This window comes from Mycobacterium sp. (assembly GCF_029961025.1).
GTDB lineage: Bacteria > Actinomycetota > Actinomycetes > Mycobacteriales > Mycobacteriaceae > Mycobacterium.
Genome location: NZ_JASBVP010000009.1, coordinates 59,782 through 75,284, shown reverse-complemented (window position 1 = coordinate 75,284; position 15,503 = coordinate 59,782). Strand labels below are relative to the sequence as shown.

12 protein-coding genes are annotated in these 15,503 nt (G+C 69.3%); 7 read left to right on the top strand and 5 right to left on the bottom strand.

Annotation, left to right across the window (positions count from 1 at the left end; all coding sequences use genetic code 11):
* The first annotated feature begins 27 nt into the window (after positions 1 to 27).
* A complete protein-coding gene (otsB, locus tag QJR12_RS12550) occupies positions 28 to 3,717 on the top strand; it encodes a trehalose-phosphatase (protein ID WP_300582657.1) in 3,690 nt (1,229 codons plus the stop codon).
* Positions 3,718 to 3,813: 96 nt separating this feature from the next.
* Here otsB and QJR12_RS12545 read toward each other — a convergent pair whose 3' ends face one another.
* Entirely contained in the window at positions 3,814 to 4,797 is a 984-nt protein-coding gene (locus QJR12_RS12545; RefSeq protein ID WP_300582656.1) for a quinone oxidoreductase, read from the bottom strand.
* 19 nt (positions 4,798 to 4,816) lie between these two features.
* Here QJR12_RS12545 and QJR12_RS12540 point away from each other — a divergent pair, with 19 nt between their 5' ends.
* Positions 4,817 to 5,557: a hypothetical protein gene (locus QJR12_RS12540; protein ID WP_300582654.1), complete on the top strand. Its 741-nt coding sequence runs from the start codon at positions 4,817 to 4,819 to the stop codon at positions 5,555 to 5,557.
* Here QJR12_RS12540 and QJR12_RS12535 read toward each other — a convergent pair.
* Genes QJR12_RS12535 through mptB form a run of 4 tightly spaced genes read right to left on the bottom strand, consistent with a single transcriptional unit; the run spans position 5,507 to position 9,924 of the window.
* The gene (locus QJR12_RS12535; RefSeq protein ID WP_300582714.1) at positions 5,507 to 6,463 is read right to left on the bottom strand and encodes a heme A synthase; all 957 of its coding nucleotides are present in this window, start codon (positions 6,461 to 6,463) and stop codon (positions 5,507 to 5,509) included. The genes QJR12_RS12540 and QJR12_RS12535 overlap by 51 nt on opposite strands.
* Positions 6,464 to 6,508: 45 nt before the next feature.
* On the bottom strand, positions 6,509 to 7,288 hold the full coding sequence (locus tag QJR12_RS12530; RefSeq protein ID WP_300582652.1) for an ABC transporter permease: 780 nt from the start codon (positions 7,286 to 7,288) through the stop codon (positions 6,509 to 6,511).
* Positions 7,285 to 8,217, bottom strand: a complete 933-nt coding sequence (locus tag QJR12_RS12525) for an ABC transporter ATP-binding protein (RefSeq protein WP_300582651.1) — start codon at positions 8,215 to 8,217, stop codon at positions 7,285 to 7,287. Before QJR12_RS12525 ends, QJR12_RS12530 begins: the two co-directional genes overlap by 4 nt.
* A 6-nt stretch (positions 8,218 to 8,223) precedes the next feature.
* A complete protein-coding gene (gene mptB / locus QJR12_RS12520) occupies positions 8,224 to 9,924 on the bottom strand; it encodes a polyprenol phosphomannose-dependent alpha 1,6 mannosyltransferase MptB (RefSeq protein WP_300582649.1) in 1,701 nt (566 codons plus the stop codon).
* 68 nt (positions 9,925 to 9,992) lie between these two features.
* On the opposite strand from mptB, the gene QJR12_RS12515 reads away from it, so the two are divergent.
* Genes QJR12_RS12515 through QJR12_RS12495 form a run of 5 tightly spaced genes read left to right on the top strand, consistent with a single transcriptional unit; the run spans position 9,993 to position 15,499 of the window.
* Complete coding sequence (locus QJR12_RS12515) at positions 9,993 to 10,811, top strand: metalloregulator ArsR/SmtB family transcription factor (protein WP_300582711.1); 819 nt, start codon at positions 9,993 to 9,995, stop codon at positions 10,809 to 10,811.
* Positions 10,808 to 12,259 (top strand): Fe-S cluster assembly protein SufB, encoded by a 1,452-nt coding sequence (gene sufB / locus QJR12_RS12510; protein ID WP_300582647.1) that lies wholly within the window; start codon positions 10,808 to 10,810, stop codon positions 12,257 to 12,259. The genes QJR12_RS12515 and sufB overlap by 4 nt, the downstream gene beginning before the upstream one ends.
* Entirely contained in the window at positions 12,256 to 13,473 is a 1,218-nt protein-coding gene (gene sufD, locus QJR12_RS12505; RefSeq protein WP_300582645.1) for a Fe-S cluster assembly protein SufD, read from the top strand. The genes sufB and sufD overlap by 4 nt, the downstream gene beginning before the upstream one ends.
* Positions 13,470 to 14,252, top strand: a complete 783-nt coding sequence (gene sufC / locus QJR12_RS12500; protein ID WP_300582643.1) for a Fe-S cluster assembly ATPase SufC — start codon at positions 13,470 to 13,472, stop codon at positions 14,250 to 14,252. Before sufD ends, sufC begins: the two co-directional genes overlap by 4 nt.
* Positions 14,249 to 15,499, top strand: coding sequence for a cysteine desulfurase (locus QJR12_RS12495; protein WP_300582640.1), 1,251 nt, complete (start codon positions 14,249 to 14,251; stop codon positions 15,497 to 15,499). Before sufC ends, QJR12_RS12495 begins: the two co-directional genes overlap by 4 nt.
* Positions 15,500 to 15,503: the final 4 nt, after the last annotated feature.

The following is a 15,503-nucleotide window of genomic DNA, read 5'->3' as shown; positions in this document are numbered from 1 at the left end:
CAGCCGATGAGTGCAGGAGTGTCGAGCATGAAACCGCCCGTCACGATCGACCCGCGACTCCATGACGCCGTGATCTTCGATCGCGACGTGGTGATCGCGGGCGGAGGGAACGGTGGGGTAGCCGCGGTCGTGTCGGCGGCGGCCCTGGCGCGCAAGGTGCGGCAGGCGGGCGTTGCAGCGGCCGTCTATTGGCGCGGCGGGGACGCCGAGCGGACGCTGGGCGCGGCCGGGGTCGGCGGCTTGTTCACCGTGTGCGTCGGGGGTGCCGACGAGGGGGCACCCGGGCTACCGGTAGAGCCGGAGCCGGCCGGCCTGCGCTGCGCCGCCGGCAAGCTGGGGGTGGCCGTGGAACGCGCGGTGGCCGTGCAGGCCGACGGTGCCGGCGTGGCAGCCGCCCGCAACGCCGGGTTTGCCGTGGTCATCGGCGTCGACGTCGACGGGCACGCCGACGAGCTGCTGGGCTGCGGGGCCGACGTGGTGGTGCCCGATCTCGCCGAGGTCGAGGTCCGCACCGGGGACAAGCGCATGTCGGAACGCCCGAACGCGCTGGACTCCTACGGTCAGCTGATCGGCGTGGTCGCCGGCCGTCGGCCCCTGGTCTGCCTGGACTACGACGGCACCTTATCCGAGATCGTGGCGGACCCCGACGCGGCCACCCTCGTCGACGGCGCCGCCGAGGCGTTGCGCCAGCTGGCGGCCCAGTGCCCGGTCGCGATCCTCTCCGGGCGCGATCTGGCCGACATCCGCGAGCGCGTCGGGCTGCCCGGAATCTGGTATGCCGGCAGCCACGGCTTCGAGCTGATCGGTCCGGACGGCAGCACACACCAGAACACCGCGGCGGCCGCCGCCGTCCCCCTGCTGGAAAGCGCTGCGGCCGACCTGAGCGACGAGCTGCGCTCGATCCCGGGAGTTCGGGTCGAACACAAGCGATTCGCGGTCGCGGTGCACTACCGCAACGTGGCAACCGAGCGGGTGGCCGCGGTGATCGCCGCAACACACCGGCTCGGCAAGCGGCACGGCCTTCGAATCACCAACGGCCGCAAGGTCGTCGAATTGCGTCCCGATATCGACTGGGACAAGGGCACCGCGCTGGGCTGGATTCGCGATCGCATCCGCCAAACCGGCCGGGTGGTCCCGATCTACATCGGCGATGACCTCACCGATGAGGACGCGTTCGATGCGATTCGGCTCAGCGGAATCGGCATCGCCGTCCGCCACGACGAGGACGCCGACCGCCCGACAGCGGCCGCCTTCACCCTGAGAAACCCCGCCGAAGTGCGCGATTTCGTTCGCCGCGGCGGCAACTGGCTGGCCTACGAGCAGCGCACCTACACCCGGGCGTGGACGTACACCTTCGAAGGCTATGACCCGTCGACGGAAAAGCTGCGCGAAGCGTTGTGCACCGTCGGCAACGGCTATTTCGCCACCCGCGGGGCCGCACCGGAATCCAAAGCCGGCCAGGTGCACTACCCGGGAACCTACGCCGCCGGGGTGTACAACCGCCTCCATGACCTGATCGGCGGCACCCGCGCGGAGCACGAGAGCCTGGTGAACCTGCCCAACTGGCTTCCGCTGACATTTCGGGCCGGCGGCGGAGACTGGTTCGACGTCGATGCCGTGACGTTGCTGTCCTATCGTCAGACCCTCGACCTTCGCACCGCGGTCTTGAGCCGGGAACTGCGCTTTCGCGACGACGCCGGGCGCATCACCTCGGTCACCCAGCATCGGTTGGTGGCGATGAACCAGGCGCACGTCGCCGCCATGCAGACCACGATTGTCGCCGAGAACTGGTCGGGGCCAATCGAAATCCGCTCGACCATCGACGGCAACGTACGCAACGGTCTGGTGGAGCGGTACCGCGAATTGGCCAGCAACCACCTGCACCGGCTGGAAAAGCGCGCGCTCTCGGAAAAGTCGGTGCTCATGACCGTTGAGACGTCGCAGTCGCAGATCCCGATTGCCGTGGCCGCAGGGACCAGCGTGTGGCACCGCGACAGCCCGGCGGCCGCGACCTACCGGCTGATCGACGAGCAGTTCGAGATCGGCCACCAGATCTTCACCGAGCTGGCCCAGGGTGAGCCGCTGACCGTGGAGAAGACCGTCACCCTGGTGACCGGGCGGGACGTCGCCACCTCGCATCCGGCCGCGGGCGCCGAGCGCAGGCTGGGCCGCCAAGGGCGCTTCGCCGAGATCCGCCACGGCCATGAGCTGGCCTGGGCGCACCTGTGGCAGCGGCTGTCGATCGAACTCGACGAGCACCCCGACGAATTGCGGATCCTGCGGCTGCATCTGCTGCACCTGCTGCAGACGGTGTCGCCCAACAGCGAAGACCTCGATGCCGGGGTACCGGCTCGCGGGTTGCACGGCGAGGCGTACCGGGGGCACATCTTTTGGGACGAGCTGTTCATCTTCCCGGTGCTGAATCTGCGGCTGCCCAACGTGACCCGGGCGCTGTTGCGGTACCGCTACCGACGGCTGCCGGAGGCCCGCCGCGCCGCCAAGCTGGCCGGCTATCGCGGCGCCATGTACCCATGGCAATCCGGTAGCGACGGCCGGGAGGAAAGCCCCGCCCAGCACCTGAATCCGCGATCCGGCCGGTGGCTGCCCGATGCCAGCCACCGCGCACACCACATCGGTATCGCCGTGGCCTACAACGTCTGGCATTTTTACCAGGCCACCGGCGATCTGGCGTATCTGATCGACTACGGCACCGAGATGCTCGCCGAGATAGCCCGGTTTTGGGTCAGCAGAACCACATACGATCCCGAGCGGGACCGCTATCACATCAACGGCGTCATCGGGCCCGACGAATTCCACTCCGGCTATCCGGACTGCCCGTACGACGGCGTGAACGACAACGCGTACACCAACGTGATGGCGGTCTGGGTGATCCTGCGGGCAATCGACGCTTTCGAGTTGATGCCGCTGCCCAACCGGCTGGATCTGCGCGAGAAGCTCGGATTGACCGATGACGAGCTCGGGCACTGGGATCACGTCAGCAGGCGCATGTTCGTCCCGTTCCACGACGGGGTGATCAGCCAGTTCGACGGCTACCAGCGGCTCAAAGAGCTCGACTGGGATGCCTACCGGCAGAAGTACGGCAACATCCAGCGCCTGGACCGCATCCTGGAGGCCGAGGGCGATGACGTCAATCGATACCAGGCCTCCAAGCAGGCCGACGCGCTGATGCTGCTCTACCTGTTGTCCTCCGACGAGTTACGCGACCTTCTGGGCCGGCTGGATTACCACCTGAGCCCCGGCCAGATCCGCAACACGGTCGACTACTACCTGGCCCGCACTTCGCACGGATCGACGCTGAGCGGGGTGGTGCATGCATGGGTGCTGGCTCGGGCCAATCGTCATCGGGCGATGGAGTTTTTCCAGCAGGTGCTGAAGTCCGACGTCGCCGACATCCAGGGCGGCACCACCTCCGAGGGCATACATCTCGCGGCGATGGCGGGCAGCGTCGATCTGATGCAACGCTGCTTCACCGGCCTGGAAATCCGTAGCGACCGTATCGTGTTGTCTCCGCAATGGCCGGAATCTCTTGGTGTGTTGGGTTTTTCGATCCGCTATCGGGGCCAGAACCTGCATTTGCGAATCAGTGGCAAGGGCGCGGAGATCAGCGTGGATCCCCAAGACGTGCCACCGGCCGAGATCGAATGCCGTGGACGGGTGGAACGACTGACCCCCGGGCGCGTCATCAGGTTCTCCTAGCGCTACTTCGGACCGCCTCCCTGCCGCGAAAGTGCATTGGCCGACGCGTTTCCCGAGTACCGCCGTCGCCAGATGCACTTTCGCGGGAACTTTGGCCTAGCCGGGCAGCAAGACGAGGGCGCCGATGGTCGCGCGCTCGCCCAGATCCCGGTGCGCCCGGGCGGCCTCCGCCAGCGGATAGCTGGCGCCGACGGTGACGGTGAGCCCTCCCGAGCCAATCGTGTCCAGCAATTCACCGGCCCGCCAGCGAAATTCCTCTCCGGTACGGGTGAAATCGGCGAGCTTGGGCCGGGTCAGATAAACCGACCCGGCGGTGTTGAGCCGTTGCGGATCGACCGGCGGGACCGGACCGCTGGCGGCACCGAACAGCGCCAGCGTGCCGCGGATCGCCAGGCTGGCCAGGCTGGCGTCGAACGTGGTGGCGCCCACCCCGTCGTAGACGACCTGTACGCCCCGGCCGCCGGTGAGCGCCCGCACCCGGGCGCCGAATTCGTCGGGCCGGGCGGGGTCGGGGTACGAGAGCACCTCGCTGGCGCCGGCTCGGCGGGAGACCTCGGCCTTTGCATCCGTCGACACCGTGGTGATCACCGTCGCGCCCAAATATGCGGCCCACTGGGTCAAGATCAATCCCACCCCGCCGGCGCCGGCGTGCACCAGCACGGTGTCACCCGGCTGCACGCGATACACCGACTTCAGCAGGTAATGCGCGGTCAGTCCCTTCAGCAGCACCGACGCCGCTTGGGACGGCTCGATGCCTTGCGGTACCTTGGCCGTGAACTCCGCTGGGGCGGTAGACAATTCGGCGTAGGCACCGGACGCGTTGGCGGTCACCACCCGCTCGCCGGGGGAGAACCCGGTCACGCCGTCGCCGAGCGCGGCGACCGTGCCGCAAACCTCCATGCCGGGCACGAACGGCACATCGCGGGGATACTGCCCGGTACGGAAATAGGTGTCAATGAAGTTGATGCCAATGGCTTCGGCCCGGATCAGCAGCTCACCGGCGGCCGGTGCCGGCTCGGGCCGCTCGACGTAGCGCAGGACCTCGGGACCACCGTGGTGGGCCACTTCGATTGCGTGCATCTGACTATCATGCCTGCAGATGAAACTCGCCCGGCCCGACCTGTTCCACCCGCGCATTGTGCTGGCGGGGCCCGGTGACGAGCCGGCCCGGGGAGCGGCCGGGCGCCCCGCTGAGGGGCGCTTTGGGCAGGCGGGGGCCGAGGGCGAGGACGCGGGCCTGCTCGCCGCGCTGCGCCGGCGCGGGCTGCAGGCGCGCTGGATGCCCTGGGACGATCCCGCCGCCGTGCACGCCGACCTGGTGATCGTGCGGGCGACCGGGGGCTATCGCGACCGGCTGGCGAGCTTTCTGGCGTGGACCAGACGCGTCGCGCATCTGCTTAACGCGCCCGATGTCCTCGCCTGGAATGCCGATGAGCGGTACCTGGGTGATCTCCGGCGGGCCGGGGTGCCGACGGGCGCCGCGCCGCCGTCGCGCCGCCCGACCGCGCTGGTGTTTCTCGGCGGCGCTCAGTCGCACGCGTTTACCGGAAATTCGGCGGTCGAAGCGGACTTCGAACTCTGGGACGTGGGCCGGGCCGCGCTGGCGGCGGCCGCCGATCACCTCGGGATGAGCACCCGCGATTTGCTCTACGCCCGGGCCGACGTGACCGGCAATCCGGGCGGGGTGAGGCTGGTGAGCCTGGATGTGATCGCGCCGTCGCTGGGCTGGCGGCTACTGGATGACGGTGCCCGCGAGGTCGCCCAGCGGCAGTTCGCGATCTGTGTCGAGTCAGCCCTGGAGCGGCTGGGGCTGGGCCCGTTCTCGCATCGACGCCCATAGCGCCGCGGTGGCCGCGGTGCACAGCACCGCCCCCGCGACGTGCAGGGCCACCAGCGCGGGCGGCACACCGGTGAAAAACTGCACGGTGCCGATCAGCGCCTGCCCGCAGACCAGCAGCACCAGCACGCCCAGCCGCAGCAGCACCGGCCGGGGGGCGCGCACCGCCAGCAATCCGAAGCCCAGCCCGACCAGCAGCGCGAGGTAGCCGACCAGCAGCGACGAATGGATGTGCACCAGCGTGGGGATATCGGCCCTCAACCGCGGCACCGTGCGGGCGGCGCTGCGATCCCCGGCGTGCGGACCGGCCCCGGTGACCAGCGTGCCGGTGACCAGCACCGCCGCCAGCGTCATCGCGCTGAGCGCGGTGAGCCCGCGCAGCGGGGCGACGATCCGGTGGCGCACCACCCCGTCGTCGGGCTGGCCGATCTTGACGTAGAGCAGCACCGCGAGCCACACCATCGTCATCGACACCACCAGGTGCACCGCCACCGTCCACCACAGCAGCCCGGTGCGCACGGTGATGCCGCCGATCACGGCCTGCACCCCGGTGGCGGCCGGCATCAGCCACGCGTACCACCGGACTTCGCCGCGCCGGCGGGCCCGGGTGACGGCCAGCACGGCAAGCACCGCGGCGATGCCCACGGCGAAGGTGATCATCCGGTTGCCGAACTCGACTACCTGGTGAACGCGCGGCACCTCCGCGACCGCCACCGGGGTGAAGCTGCCGGGAAAACACTGCGGCCAGGTCGGGCAGCCCAATCCGGACGCCGTGACCCGGACGATCGCGCCGGTGACGGTGATGCCGCCCTGGGTCAGGATGACGGCCGCGGCGATCAGGCGCTGCACCCGCAGGCTGGGGTTGGGCAGCAGGTCGACCAGCCGCCGCAGCAACCGCCCGGCGGGCATCGCCTGATCGAAGGTCACCATCAACGACACACTGTAGTAGGGGTCTCAGGTGAACCGGAACCAGCGCAGCGCGGCCAGCGCGGCCAGCAGCCCCCACGCCGCCAGCACGAGCACACCCGGCCAGTCGACCGAAAGGGCCATCGCCTGGGACAGCGCTTCGGTGAAGGCGCCCGCCGGGGTCAGCAAGGCCGCCCAGGTGACCGCCCGCGGAAGCACCGTGGTCTCCAGGGTCAGCGCGCCGGACCCGGCGAAGACCAACCCCAGCAGGTTCCCGATCGCCAGGACGATCTCGGCCCGCAGGGTGCCGCCGAGCAGCAGGCCGAGGGCGGCGAAGCCGGCGGTGCCCAGGGCGATGATCACCGCGCCCAGCGCCAGGCCCGCCGGCTGGGGCCGCCACCCCAGCGCACAACCGATCGCGCCCAGGATGATTGCCTGCAAAAACACCACGACGACCATCGCCAGCGCCTTGCCGGCGATGATTCCCCAGATCGGCAGCGCGGTGGCGCCCAGGCGTTTGAGCGCGCCGTAGCGACGGTCGAACGCGACCGCGATGGCCTGCGCGGTGAACGCGGTGGAGATCACCGCCAGCGCCATGATCACCGGGACGAAAGTCGCGGCGCGGTGCGGGCCGAACGAGCCGATCGGCAGCAGCGTGAGCCCGACCAGTAGCGTGATGGGCACGAACAGGGTCAGCAGCAAGTACTCGCCGTTGCGCAGCAGCAGTTTTAACTCCAGGGTGGATTGTGCGACGAGCATCCGGGGCACCGCGTTGGGGCGCGGGTCGGGGGTGAAGGTGCCCGGAGGGAATCGCGAATCACCTGTCATTGCCGCAGCTCCCGGCCGGTCAACTCCAAAAACACGTCCTCGAGGCTGCGCTGCTCCACCCGCAGACCGGTGATCAGCACGTCGGTCCGGGCGCACCATGCGGTGACCGTCGCCAGCACCTGCGGGTTGATCGGGCCCTCGACCAGATACTCACCCGGGGTCACCTCGGTGGTCCGGTAGTCCTCGGGCAGGACCGACCGCAGCGACGACAGGTCGAGCCGCGGCGGTGCGGAAAACCGCAGCTCATCCTTGGCACCGGCGCGCATCAGCTCGGCCGGTGTTCCCGCCGCCACCACCGCGCCGTGGTCGATGATGACGAGCCGGTCGGCGAGCTCCTCGGCTTCCTTGAGCTGGTGGGTGGTCAGCAGCACCGTCACCCCGTCCCGGCGCAGCGCGTCGATCAGCTCCCACACCAAAACCCGGGCGTGGGCGTCCATGCCCTCGGTGGGTTCGTCGAGAAACACCAGCTCGGGCCGGCCGACCAGGGCGCAGGCCAGCGCCAGACGCTGCTGCTGGCCGCCGGAGAGCCGCCGATAGGTGGTGCGCGCGGCCTCGGTGAGGCCCAGCGTGGCCATCAACCACTGCGGATCCAGGGGGTTGGCGGCGTAGGCCGCGACCAGGTCGAGCATCTCACCGGCGCGCGCCGTGGGGTAACCGCCGCCGCCCTGCAGCATCACCCCGATGCGTTCGCGCAGCCGCGCGTTGTCGGCGATCGGATCCAGCCCGAGCACCTTGATGGTGCCGGCGTCCGGGCGGATGAAGCCCTCGCACATCTCGACCGTCGTTGTCTTGCCGGCACCGTTGGGGCCCAGCAGGGCGAACACCTCACCGGGGTAGACGTCGAGATCAAGATCGCGGACCGCGGCCACGGTTCCGTAGTGCTTGCACACCCCGCGCAGTCGCACCGGGATGGTCGAGGACCCGCTCACGGGACATCAGCGTAAGCGTCCGGGCACGGCGGCCGGCCGGCGGGCATCGACGGTCGGCAGCACCGCACCCCCGTCCCCCGCGAGCCCGTCGTGGCCCTCGCGCGGGAGTGGTCGCCACGGCAGCCGGGTGTAGGTCAGGGCGAGCAGCACCAGCATGACGACGGTGCTGGCCACGGTGGCGTCCACGATCTGAAACAGCGCGAAGCGGTCGCCGTTGGCGGTGGGGCCGAAGACGCCGGCGACGAACGTGACGCCGATCGCCGCCCGCCGGAAACCCGGGCGGGTGGCCCAGGCGGCCAGGGGAATGATCGCCCACAACAGATACCACGGCTGCACCACGGGAAACAGCAGCACCGTGGCACCCAGCGCCACGCCCAGGCCGCCGACCGGGTGCAGCCGCCCTCGAAGCACCAGCCACAGCAGCCAGCCCACCAGCACTGCGAGGATCGCCACCCCGCCGGCACGGGTCAGCGACAAGATCGCGGTGGTGTGATCCCCCAGGCCCAACAGGATCCCGGTCTGGCCGGTGGCGAGGGCGAGCAGCGTCGGCATCGACATCCAGCTGCGCACGACGTTGGCGGTGCCCAGGGTGTGGATCCAGCCGAAACCGAGTCCGCTGGCCCGGCCGACGACGGCCATCACCGCAACCGACACGCCCGCCAGCGCCCCGCAGACCACCACGACCACCGGCAGGCTCCCGCCCCGGCGGTGCGCCAGCGCCATCGCCACGAATCCCAGCGCCACCAGCGAGGGCAACTTCACCTGCGAGGAGAGCGTGATCAACACCACCCCCAGCACCAGCATGCCCACCGGTGTCCCCCGCGACCAGGGGGTGCGGCCCGCCCCGCCCGGCGCGCACGGCGAGCCCGCCCCGGCGTCCAGGCCGCGCAGCGCGAATTCGGTGCCGCTGAGCATCAGCCCGAGCATCAGCGCCTCGTTGTGCAGGCCGGCGACCAGATGCATGATCAGCAGGGGATTGGCCGCGCCGAGCCACAGCGCGCTGACCTCCGCCACACCGCAGCGCTGGGCCAGCCGTGGTGTGGCCCACACGATCAGGGCCACGCCGAGTAACGCCATCACCCGGTGACATAGCACCGCGGCCACGATGTTTTCCCCGGTCAGCGCCGAGATCCCGCGCCCGATCCACAAGAACAACGGGCCGTAGGGGGCCGGTGTCTCGCGCCAGAGGCTGGGCACCGACAGGGTGAAGACGTGGTCGAGCCCCAACGCCGAGGCCGGGCCCACCCGGTAGGGGTCGAGCCCCAGCCGTGAGATCTGGCTTTGCGCCAGGTAGGAATAGACGTCCTTGCTGTACATCGGCGGCGCCGCCAACAGCGGCAACGTCCACAGCAGCAGGGTGCGGTCCAGTTCACCGCGTGACATCCGCCGGGTGCCCAGCGCGAACCGGCCCAGCATCAGCCACGCCAGCGCCATCATGACCGCGCCGGTCGTGGTCATCGTCAGCGCCACCGTCTGGATGCGCGACGGCAGGTTGAGCAGCCGGATCCCGAACGTCGGGTCCTGGACCACCGGCCTGGCCCCGGCACCCAACGCGCCGATCGCCATCAAGACCGTGCCGCTGGCGCCGAACAGGCGGGTGCGCCGAACCGCGAGCAACTCGGCGGCGGTGAGCGGCGCGCCCACCGTCGCTTCCTCGCCATGCCAGCTGGCAATCGACGAACTCAGCGGATGACGGCGGACTGCCATCCCAGCAGCGTATCCGCCACCCGCGTGACCGCCCGCTGTGACCAGGGCAACTCGCGCAGCGGGCGGTCCTGCTGGACGCGTCGGCGGAATTGCGTCACACTAATGTTGTGAAATTCCGGCCGGGCGGCACCGCGAAGGGGATCGAGCCGGTCCGCGGCGCCGGGCCGCAGGATCGTCACACCCGCCGCGCGATCGTGCAGTTGCTGCTGGAGTCCGGCCCGATCACCGCCGGGGAGATCGGCGACCGGCTGGACTTGTCGGCAGCGGGTGTGCGCCGCCATCTCGATGCGCTCATCGCGTCCGGTGAAGCGGAGGCCGTGCCGGCGGCCGGATGGCAGCACGCCGGACGCGGGCGGCCCGCGAAGCGCTATCGGCTCACCGCGGCCGGGCGGGAAAAGCTGGGTCATGCCTATGACGACCTGGCGGCCGCGGCCATGCGCCAGCTGCGGGAAATCGGCGGCGAGGACGCGGTCCGGGCCTTTGCCCGGCGGCGCATCGACGCCATCCTCGCCGGGGTGCGGCCGGCCGACAGCCACGCCGACGCCGCCATCGAGGCGGCCGCCGGGCGGATCGCCGAGGCGCTGACCAGGGCCGGCTACGTCGCCACCAGCACGCGGGTCGGCGGACCCATTCATGGGGTGCAGATCTGTCAGCACCACTGCCCGGTGTCGCACGTCGCCGAGGAGTTTCCGGAATTGTGTGAAACCGAGCAGCAGGCCATGGCTCAGGTGCTGGGCACCCACGTGCAGCGGTTGGCGACCATCGTTAACGGTGACTGCGCCTGCACCACCCACGTCCCGCTCACACCCATCATCGCCACGCCCGGCGGCATCCCGGCGCCCGGCGGGCGCCGCAGCGTCACCAGTACCGAAGGAGTCTCGCTATGACCCTCACCACGCCGGAGGCCATTCCGCCGGTCACCGGGCCGTTGACCCAAAAAGAGACGATCGCCTCCCTGGGCCGTTATGGCTACGGCTGGGCGGACCCCGATATGGCGGGCGCCGGCGCGCGCCGCGGGCTTTCCGAGGAAGTGGTCCGCGACATCTCGGCGCAAAAGGACGAGCCGGAGTGGATGCTGCAGAACCGGCTGAAGGCGCTGCGCATCTTCGAGCGCAAGCCGATGCCGAGGTGGGGCGCCGACCTGGCGGGCATCGACTTCGACACCATCAAGTACTTCGTGCGCTCCACCGAAAAGCAGGCCCAAACCTGGGATGAGTTGCCCGCCGACATTCGCAACACCTACGACAAGCTGGGCATCCCGGAGGCGGAGCGGCAGCGACTGGTCGCCGGGGTGGCCGCCCAGTATGAGAGCACCGTGGTCTACCACAAGATCCGGGAAGACCTTGAATCCCAAGGGGTTATCTTCCTGGACACCGACACCGGGCTGCGGGAGCACGAGGACATCTTCAAGCAGTACTTCGGCACCGTGATCCCGGCCGGGGACAACAAGTTCTCCGCCCTGAACACCGCGGTGTGGTCCGGCGGCAGCTTCATCTACGTCCCGCCGGGCGTGCATGTCGACATTCCGCTGCAGGCCTACTTCCGGATCAACACCGAGAACATGGGCCAGTTCGAGCGCACCCTGATCATCGTCGACGAGGACGCATACGTCCACTATGTGGAGGGCTGCACCGCGCCCATCTACAAGTCGGACTCGCTGCACTCGGCGGTGGTGGAGATCATCGTCAAGCCGCACGGCCGGTGCCGCTACACCACCATCCAAAACTGGTCGACCAACGTCTACAACCTGGTGACCAAGCGCGCGCGCGCCGAAGAGGGCGCCACCATGGAGTGGATCGACGGCAACATCGGCTCCAAGGTCACCATGAAATACCCGGCGGTGTGGATGACCGGCGAGCACGCCAGGGGCGAGGTGCTCTCGGTGGCGTTCGCCGGCGAGGGCCAGCACCAGGACGCCGGGGCCAAGATGCTGCATTTGGCGCCCAACACCTCGAGCACCATCGTCTCCAAGTCGGTGGCCCGCGGCGGCGGGCGCACCTCCTACCGCGGCCTGGTCCAGGTGAACAAGGGTGCGCACGGCTCCCGCTCAAGCGTGAAATGCGATGCGCTGCTGGTTGATACGGTTAGCCGCAGCGACACCTACCCGTATGTCGACATCCGTGAGGACGACGTCACCATGGGCCATGAGGCCACCGTCTCCAAGGTCAGCGAGAACCAGCTGTTTTACCTGATGAGCCGCGGGCTGACCGAGGAGGAAGCGATGGCGATGATCGTGCGCGGCTTCGTCGAGCCGATCGCCAAAGAGCTGCCCATGGAGTACGCCCTGGAGCTCAACCGGCTGATCGAGCTGCAGATGGAGGGCGCGGTCGGATGACCGCCCCGAACCTGGCCGAGCCCACAGAAAAATCACCGGCGGGGTCTTCGCTTACCGTAGCGAACAAGGCGGAGCAGTTCTGCTCGTTCGACGTCGACGCCTTCGAGGTTCCCGGTGGCCGCGACGAGACCTGGCGGTTCACCCCGCTGCGGCGGTTACGCGGCCTGCACGACGGCTCGGCCGGCTCGCACGGGAAGGCCACCGGATGCGCGCGGATCGCCGTCGGCGAACGGCCCGGGGTGCGGGTGGAGACTGTGCACCGCGGCGACACCCGGCTGGGCCAGGGCGGTGTTCCCGCTGATCGTGTTGCAGCCCAGGCGTTTTCGTCGTTCGACTCGGCGACGATCGTCACCGTCGGGCGCAATACGCGCATCGCCGAGCCGATCGAGGTCGCCCTCACCGGACCCGGTGCGGGCGCGACCGGCTACGGGCACCTGCAGGTGCGGGTCGAGGAATTGGCCGACGCGGTCGTGGTGATCGACCTGCGGGGCAGCGGAACCTACGCCGACAACGTCGAATTCGTCGTGGCCGACGCCGCCCGGCTGACCGTGGTGTGGATCGCCGACTGGGCCGACGACGCCGTGCAGGTGAGCATGCATCACGCCGCGTTGGGCAGGGACGCGGTGTTGCGCCATGTCGCCGTCCTGCTCGGCGGCGATCTGGTGCGGTTGACCGGGCGGGTGCGCTTCGACGGCCCCGGCGGCGACGCCGAACTGCTCGGCCTGTACTTCGCCGACGCCGGCCAGCACCTCGAGTCGCGTTTGCTGATCGACCACGCGCAGCCCGACTGCAAATCGAACGTACTGTACAAGGGCGCGCTGCAAGGAGATCCGACATTCAAGCGGCCCGACGCGCACACCGTGTGGGTGGGTGACGTGCTGATCCGCCCGGCGGCCACCGGCACCGACACCTTCGAGACCAACCGGAACCTGGTGCTCACCGACGGTGCGCGCGCGGACTCGGTGCCCAACCTGGAGATCGAGACCGGGGAGATCGCCGGTGCCGGACACGCCAGTGCCACCGGACGGTTCGACGACGAGCAACTGTTCTACCTGCGCTCCCGTGGCATTCCCGAGGAGCAGGCCCGCCGGCTGGTGGTGCGCGGCTTCTTCGGTGAGGTGATCTCCAAGATCGCGGTACTCAGCGTGCGGGAGCGGCTGAGCGCCGCCATCGAACACGAACTGGCCATTAGCGAAAGAACGGCAGCCCCATGACGACTTTGGACATCACAGACTTGCATGTCAGCGTCGCGGACCCTGCGGACGGGCAGCGGGCGATCCCGATCCTCACCGGGGTCAACCTGACGGTGCGCTCCGGTGAGACGCATGCGCTGATGGGCCCCAACGGGTCGGGCAAGTCCACGTTATCGTATGCCATCGCCGGTCACCCGAAATACCGGGTGACGTCCGGGTCGATCACGCTGGACGGCGAGGACGTGCTGGCGATGAGTGTCGACGAGCGCGCTCGGGCCGGGCTGTTTTTGGCCATGCAGTACCCCGTCGAGGTGCCCGGGGTGTCGGTGTCGAACTTCCTGCGTTCGGCGGCCACCGCGGTCCGCGGCGAGGCGCCCAAGCTTCGGCACTGGGTCAAAGAGGTCCGCGCCGCCATGACCGCGCTCGGCATCGACCCGGCCTTCGCCGAGCGCAACGTCAACGAGGGGTTTTCCGGCGGCGAGAAGAAACGCCACGAGATTTTGCAGCTGGGACTGTTAAAACCCAAGATCGCGATCCTCGACGAGACCGACTCCGGCCTGGACGTGGACGCGTTGCGGGTCGTCAGTGACGGGGTCAACCGCTACGCCGAGGAGGTGCATGGCGGCATCCTGCTGATCACGCACTACACCCGCATCCTGCGCTACATCCATCCGCACTACGTGCACGTGTTCGTCGGCGGCCGCATCGTGCAATCCGGGGGCCCGGAGCTGGCCGAGGAGCTCGACAAAAGCGGTTACGTGCGGTTCACCCAGACGGCGGCGACCGGGGCCCAGCGATGACGAGCTCGGTGTCCGCGCCGGACCTGGCCGCGATTCGTGCCGACTTTCCGATCCTGAGTCGGGTAATGCGCGGCGGAAAGCAGTTGGCCTACTTGGACTCCGCGGCGACGTCACAGCGACCGGTGCAGGTGCTTGATGCCGAACGGGAGTTTCTCACCAGCTCCTACGGCGCGGTGCACCGGGGTGCTCACCAGCTGATGGAGGAGGCCACCGACGCCTACGAGCAGGGCCGCGCCGACATCGCGGCATTCGTCGGTGCCGCCCCCGACGAGCTGGTGTTCACCAGGAACGCCACCGAGTCACTCAACCTGGTGTCGTATGTGCTGGGCGACAACCGCTTTGAGTACGCCGTTGGTCCCGGCGACGTCATCGTCACCAGCATGCTGGAACACCACGCCAATCTGGTTCCCTGGCAGGAGCTCGCCCGGCGCACCGGTGCCACGCTGCGCTGGTACCAGGTGACCGACGACGGGCGTATCGACCCGGACTCGCTGTGCCTCGACGAGCGAGTCAAAGTCGTTGCGTTCACCCATCACTCGAATGTGACCGGTGCACTCACCCCGGTCGGCGAACTGGTCGCCAGGGCCAGGGCCGTCGGCGCGCTGACCGTGCTGGACGCCTGCCAATCGGTGCCGCACCGGCCGGTCGACCTCCATGAGCTCGATGTCGACTTCGCGGCGTTTTCCGGCCACAAGATGCTGGGCCCCAACGGAATCGGTGTGCTTTATGGGCGCCGGGAACTGCTCACGGCGATGCCGCCGTTTCTCACCGGTGGTTCGATGGTCGAGGCGGTGACCATGGAAGCCACCAGCTATGCGCCGGCGCCCCAGCGGTTCGAGGCCGGCACCCCGATGACCTCCCAGGTCGTGGGGCTGGCGGCGGCGGCACGGTATCTGCGCGCCATCGGCATGGACACCGTCGCAGCCCACGAGCGCCGGCTGGTGGCGGCCGCGCTGGATGGCCTCTCGGCTATCGAGGGGGTGCGGATCATCGGTCCCGCGTCGATGGAGGATCGCGGATCGCCGGTGGCGTTCGTCGTTCAGGGTGTGCACGCCCACGATGTCGGGCAGGTTCTCGACGACGACGGGGTCGCGGTGCGCGTTGGGCACCACTGCGCGATGCCGTTGCACCGGCGCTTCGGCGTGGCGGCCACCGCGCGGGCATCGTTTGCGGTGTACAACACCCTCGAGGAGGTCGAGCGGCTGGTGGCCGGCGTGCGCCGGGCGGTGGAGTTCTTCGGCGGGTGATGCG

Bases quoted from the DNA above. Each gene is read 5' to 3' on its own strand.
- otsB (WP_300582657.1), top strand. From the start codon at position 28: ATGAAACCGCCCGTCACGATCGACCCGCGACTCCATGACGCCGTGATC.
- QJR12_RS12495 (WP_300582640.1), top strand. From the start codon at position 14,249: ATGACGAGCTCGGTGTCCGCGCCGGACCTGGCCGCGATTCGTGCCGAC.
- sufB (WP_300582647.1), top strand. From the start codon at position 10,808: ATGACCCTCACCACGCCGGAGGCCATTCCGCCGGTCACCGGGCCGTTG.
- QJR12_RS12535 (WP_300582714.1), bottom strand. From the start codon at position 6,463: ATGCCCGCCGGGCGGTTGCTGCGGCGGCTGGTCGACCTGCTGCCCAAC.
- sufC (WP_300582643.1), top strand. From the start codon at position 13,470: ATGACGACTTTGGACATCACAGACTTGCATGTCAGCGTCGCGGACCCT.
- QJR12_RS12545 (WP_300582656.1), bottom strand. From the start codon at position 4,797: ATGCACGCAATCGAAGTGGCCCACCACGGTGGTCCCGAGGTCCTGCGC.
- mptB (WP_300582649.1), bottom strand. From the start codon at position 9,924: ATGGCAGTCCGCCGTCATCCGCTGAGTTCGTCGATTGCCAGCTGGCAT.
- QJR12_RS12540 (WP_300582654.1), top strand. From the start codon at position 4,817: ATGAAACTCGCCCGGCCCGACCTGTTCCACCCGCGCATTGTGCTGGCG.
- QJR12_RS12530 (WP_300582652.1), bottom strand. From the start codon at position 7,288: ATGACAGGTGATTCGCGATTCCCTCCGGGCACCTTCACCCCCGACCCG.
- sufD (WP_300582645.1), top strand. From the start codon at position 12,256: ATGACCGCCCCGAACCTGGCCGAGCCCACAGAAAAATCACCGGCGGGG.